General features: G+C 65.7%; 8 protein-coding genes. All 8 read left to right on the top strand.

All coding sequences use genetic code 11. The annotated features are described in order from the left end of the window. The first annotated feature begins 102 nt into the window (after positions 1 to 102). Positions 103 to 936, top strand: a complete 834-nt coding sequence (gene map / locus U9980_RS00250) for a type I methionyl aminopeptidase (protein WP_322747237.1) — start codon at positions 103 to 105, stop codon at positions 934 to 936. A 162-nt stretch (positions 937 to 1,098) separates the two neighbouring features. Then, entirely contained in the window at positions 1,099 to 1,320 is a 222-nt protein-coding gene (gene infA / locus U9980_RS00255) for a translation initiation factor IF-1 (RefSeq protein WP_006541558.1), read from the top strand. A 113-nt stretch (positions 1,321 to 1,433) separates the two neighbouring features. Next, entirely contained in the window at positions 1,434 to 1,547 is a 114-nt protein-coding gene (gene rpmJ / locus U9980_RS00260; protein WP_251745497.1) for a 50S ribosomal protein L36, read from the top strand. Positions 1,548 to 1,736: 189 nt separating this feature from the next. Beyond that, positions 1,737 to 2,117: a 30S ribosomal protein S13 gene (rpsM, locus tag U9980_RS00265; RefSeq protein WP_322747175.1), complete on the top strand. Its 381-nt coding sequence runs from the start codon at positions 1,737 to 1,739 to the stop codon at positions 2,115 to 2,117. Between the two features lie 90 nt (positions 2,118 to 2,207). After that, the gene (gene rpsK / locus U9980_RS00270; protein WP_013875088.1) at positions 2,208 to 2,612 is read left to right on the top strand and encodes a 30S ribosomal protein S11; all 405 of its coding nucleotides are present in this window, start codon (positions 2,208 to 2,210) and stop codon (positions 2,610 to 2,612) included. Between the two features lie 177 nt (positions 2,613 to 2,789). Continuing rightward, positions 2,790 to 3,416, top strand: a complete 627-nt coding sequence (rpsD, locus tag U9980_RS00275; protein ID WP_322766177.1) for a 30S ribosomal protein S4 — start codon at positions 2,790 to 2,792, stop codon at positions 3,414 to 3,416. A gap of 120 nt (positions 3,417 to 3,536) precedes the next feature. Continuing rightward, on the top strand, positions 3,537 to 4,586 hold the full coding sequence (locus U9980_RS00280; protein WP_322747177.1) for a DNA-directed RNA polymerase subunit alpha: 1,050 nt from the start codon (positions 3,537 to 3,539) through the stop codon (positions 4,584 to 4,586). Positions 4,587 to 4,651: 65 nt separating this feature from the next. Beyond that, positions 4,652 to 5,154: 50S ribosomal protein L17 (gene rplQ, locus U9980_RS00285; RefSeq protein ID WP_322766178.1), on the top strand; the 503-nt coding region annotated here is incomplete at its 3' end.

Below are 5,154 nucleotides of genomic sequence, written 5' to 3' on the forward strand. Positions count from 1 at the left end.
CCGGAGGCCGCAGGCAGACATGGCCGAAGGTAGTGCGATCATGGTTTTGTCGCACAGCCGGAGGCCTCGAACAGACCAGGGATACGGACCGGGGCGACGAGCGTGGCGCGACGAGAGCATGTCCAGATCAAGACCGATGGTGAGATCGCTAAAATGCGGGTGGCGGGACTTGTCGTCGCGCGCACCCTGGCGAAGCTGCGTGCGGCCGTCGAACCGGGTGTCAGCACCGCTGATCTCGATGCCGTCGCCGAGAAGGCCATCCGCGACGAGGGTGCCATCCCATCCTTCAAGGGCTACCAGGGCTTTCCGGCGACGATCTGCACGTCGGTCAACAACGAGGTCGTGCATGCCATCCCCCAGCGCAAGCGGGTGCTGCGCGAGGGAGATCTCATCTCGATCGACTGTGGCGCGATCGTGAACGGCTGGCACGGTGATGCCGCGATAACGGTGCCGGTCGGAGCGGTTGCGCAGAACCTCCTGGAGATGACCGAGGCGTGCGAGCAGGCCCTGTGGCGAGGTCTGGCGGCCGCGCAGCTCGGGGGTAAACTCACCGACATCTCGGCGGCGGTGGAGCGTTACGTCCATCCACTCGGGTACGGCATCGTGGACCACTACGGTGGGCACGGGATCGGCACCGAAATGCACCAGCCACCCCACGTCCTCAACCATGGGCGACCGGGCCGCGGCATCCGGCTGGTCGAAGGGGTGGCACTCGCGATCGAACCGATGATCACGCTTGGTAGGCCGGACACAGCGGTGCTCGACGACGACTGGACGGTGGTCACCACCGACGGCTCGTTCGCCGCTCACACGGAACACACGGTCGCCGTCACATCGCGGGGGCCCTGGGTGCTGACCGCGCTCGATGGCGGCGTCGCGAAGTTCGCCGAGCTCGGTGTGGCCTGCGGCCAGCCGGCCCAGAGCTCCGCTGCCTGATCGCAGCCCCGCACGGCGCTCGACCGTCCTGTTCGGTCGCACGGCAGAGCCAGGTTGGCTCTTGACGGATGGGCAACGTACACTTAGGAGCCGACGGTTAGTCGGGCGTTGACGTTCGTCTGTGTCCACCGTCGGACACCCGAGGGTAGGACAGCGGAGGACATGCCGAAGAAGGACGGGGCCATCGAGATCGAGGGCCGAGTTGTGGAGCCACTCCCGAACGCAATGTTCCGGGTTGAGCTTCAAAACGGTCATCGCGTTCTCGCCCACATCAGTGGCAAGATGCGTCAGCACTACATCCGAATCCTTCCGGAGGACCGGGTGGTCGTCGAGCTGTCCCCGTACGACCTGTCCCGGGGTCGGATCGTCTACCGCTACAAGTAAGCTCGCTTGGCCGACGGCGATGTGATGGTTGATCAAATCACTCGCCGGAGGCCGGGGATTCCCAGCCATCCGGACGCGCGCCCCAGCGGTTGCGCAAGGAGGTTCGTGCAGCCGTGAAGGTCAAACCAAGCGTCAAGAAGATGTGCGACAAGTGCAAAGTGATCCGTCGCCATGGCCGGGTAATGGTCATCTGTGACAATCTGCGCCACAAACAGCGTCAGGGCTGACGCCGTGGCCCGGTGGTCGGGAACGATGCTTCGCGGCTACGGGGTGTTGGACATGCTCGTCAAAGCGTCACCGTGTCGTGTCAGACGGCACTCACCCCCGGTCGGAGGCCGGGGCCCGGTTCGACGGACAGCGCGCCGTGACGGGGTGGGGACGCTCAAGACCTCCGGTACAGGAAGGAAATACCTGGTATGGCACGCCTGTCAGGCGTAGACCTCCCGCGGGAGAAGCGGATCGAGGTTGGTCTCACCTACATCTTCGGGATCGGCCGGACCCGCTCACTGGAGACCCTCGCCGCCACCGGGGTCAACCCGGACACACGCGTTCGCGACCTCTCCGAGGAAGAGATCGTCAGCCTCCGGGAGTGGATCGACGCGCACTACCGGGTCGAGGGTGACCTGCACCGAGAGGTACGCCAGGACATCCGGCGGAAGATGGAAATCGGTTGCTACCAGGGCCTGCGGCACCGGCGGAACCTTCCCGTCCACGGGCAGCGGACCCACACCAATGCGCGTACCCGCAAGGGTCCACGCCGTGCCATCGCCGGCAAGAAGAAGGCCGGTAAGAAGTAGTAGTCAGCGGCTTTCGGTCGGTGTGACCACTGTCGGTCATCACCGCCGGGCACTGACCGACGACCTCGCAAACGGAGACCACGAGCACATATGCCGCCAAAGACGCGTGCCGCCGGGATCAAGAAGGTCCGGCGCAAGGAAAAGAAGAACGTCGCGCACGGCCACGCCCACATCAAGAGCACCTTCAACAACACGATCGTGTCGATCACGGACCCCAGCGGAAATGTGATCTCCTGGGCGAGCGCCGGGCACGTCGGGTTCAAGGGCTCCCGTAAGTCGACGCCGTTCGCCGCGCAGATGGCGGCGGAGAACGCCGCTCGCAAGGCGCAGGAGCACGGGATGCGCAAGGTGGACGTCTTCGTCAAGGGTCCGGGGTCGGGCCGGGAGACGGCGATCCGCTCCCTGCAGGCGGCTGGCCTTGAGGTCGGCGCCATCCAGGACGTGACCCCGACGCCTCACAACGGTTGTCGGCCGCCCAAACGACGTAGGGTCTGACCCGGTACATCAGGGCCCGCGGTGGCGCGAGGAATGCCTCGGTCGCGCTACCTCTGGCGGAGTTCGCGCCGGCAACACCAGGGCTGAGTGGTCACCAGGTGATCACTCAAGGCCTCCGGTGGCGCGACGAAACACATGATCGCGCCATCTCTGGCCGAAAAGGAGAGAAGGACAAGCATGGCCCGCTATACCGGCGCGGACTGCAAGCGCTGCCGCCGTGAGAAGACGAAGCTGTTCCTCAAGGGCAGCAAGTGCGAGTCACCCAAGTGCCCGATCGAGATCCGGCCGTATCCTCCGGGTGAGCACGGCCGCGGCCGCACCAAGGACTCCGAGTACCTGCTGCAGAAGCGTGAGAAGCAGAAGTGCGCACGCATCTACGGGATACTTGAGAAGCAGTTCCGCGGCTACTACGACGAGGCGAACCGCCGAACCGGCAAGACCGGCGACGAGCTGCTGAAGATCCTCGAATCGAGGCTCGACAACGTTGTCTACCGGGCTGGCTTCGCACCGTCGCGTGACGCTGCCCGCCAGGCTGTGCGGCACGGGCACGTCGTGGTCAACGCTAGGAAGGTCGACATCCCGAGCTACCGGGTCAGCGAGAACGACATCGTCGAGATCGCGCCCAAGGCACGTGAGCTGACCCCCTTCATCATCGCGCGCGAGACGGCGGGCCAGCGCACTGTTCCGGCCTGGCTGGAGGTCATCCCGACCCAGCTGCGGGTGTTGGTGCACTCGCTGCCGGCCCGCCAGGTGATCGACACCCAGGTCCAGGAGCAGCTGATCGTCGAGCTGTACTCCAAGTAGCGTAGACTTCAACTTTTCGTTCGACATGGGTGGGGTGGACGGAGACCCCGCCCATGGGCTCCGTCCGGAGCCGAAGTCACGGCGTCATATGGCGGTCGCCGTGTTTGGAAGGATGTAACGATGCTCATCGCACAGCGCCCGACGCTGGCCGAGGAACCGATCTCCGAGTTCCGCTCGCGGTTCGTCATCGAACCGCTTGAGCCCGGGTTCGGCTACACCCTCGGTAACTCCCTTCGCCGCACTCTGCTGTCCTCGATTCCCGGTGCGGCGGTGACCAGCATCCGCATCGACGGGGTACTGCACGAGTTCTCCACGGTTCCAGGGGTCAAAGAGGACGTTACCGACCTGATCCTGAACCTGAAGGAACTGGTCGTGAGTTCCGAGAACGACGACCCCACCGTGATGTACCTGCGCAAGCAGGGCCCGGGCGTGGTCACGGCGGCAGACATCGCGCCGCCGGCCGGCGTCGAGGTACACAGCCTGGACCTGGTGCTGGCGACTCTCAACGAAAAGGGCAAGCTCGAGATCGAGCTGACCGTCGAGCGGGGGCGTGGCTATGTCAGCGCCACCCAGAACAAGCAGGCGGGCCAGGAGATCGGCCGGATCCCGGTCGACTCGATCTATTCTCCGGTTCTCAAGGTCACCTACAAGGTCGAGGCGACCCGTGTCGAGCAGCGGACCGACTTCGACCGACTGATCGTGGATGTCGAGACCAAGCAGTCGATCTCGCCGCGGGATGCGATGGCCAGCGCTGGCAAGACGCTCGTCGGTCTGTTCGGTCTCGCTCAGGAGCTGAACGCCGAGGCGGAGGGCGTCGACATCGGTCCTTCCGCGGCGGACGCCGCCCTTGCCGCGGATCTGGCGCTGCCGATCGAGGAGATGGATCTGACCGTCCGCTCCTACAACTGCCTCAAGCGCGAGGGCATTCACACGATCGGTGAGCTGGTGTCCCGCAGCGAGGCGGACCTGCTCGACATCCGCAACTTCGGCCAGAAGTCGATCGACGAGGTCAAGACGAAGCTTGCTGGGATGGGTCTGCAGCTCAAGGATTCCCCGCCGGGATTCGACCCGCGACAGGCAGTGGACACCTACGGTACCGACACCTACCACGCTCCGTTCAGCGATCCGACCGACGATGGTGCGGAGTTCGTCGAGACCGAGCAGTACTAGACACAACGGCACCTGTGGCGCCCGTAACACGCTGACGGACAGCGAAAGGAACGAGGAGCACTGTCATGCCCACGCCTTCCAAGGGCCCCCGGCTCGGCGGCAGTCCCGCACATGAGCGGCTGATGCTGGCCAACCTCGCCACCGCGCTGTTCGAGCACGGCGGTATCACCACGACGGAGACCAAGGCCAAGCGCCTGCGCCCGTACGCCGAGCGGCTGGTGACCTTTGCCAAGCGCGGCGATCTGGATTCGCGGCGCCGCGTGCTGCGGGTGGTCCGGGACAAGTCCGTCGTGCACGTTCTGTTCACCGAGATCGGCCCGCGCTATGCCGACCGCGACGGCGGTTACACCCGCATCGTGAAGCTCGGGCCCCGCAAGGGCGACAACGCCCCGCTGGCGCGCATCGAGCTCGTCGAGGCTATGACGGTCGCGCAGGAGGCGGTGGGCGAGGCCGAGCGGGCGCGCGGCAGTCGCTTCATCTCCCGGCGGCGGCCGACCGGTGCGACAGCGGAAGCCGCTGCGGATCTCGCGAAGGAGTCGCCGACCGCGGCCGCGGTGGCGGCGGAGGC

The organism is Protofrankia sp. Cr1, from assembly GCF_963555865.1.
In the GTDB taxonomy this organism is placed as follows: Bacteria; Actinomycetota; Actinomycetes; order Frankiales; family Frankiaceae; genus Protofrankia.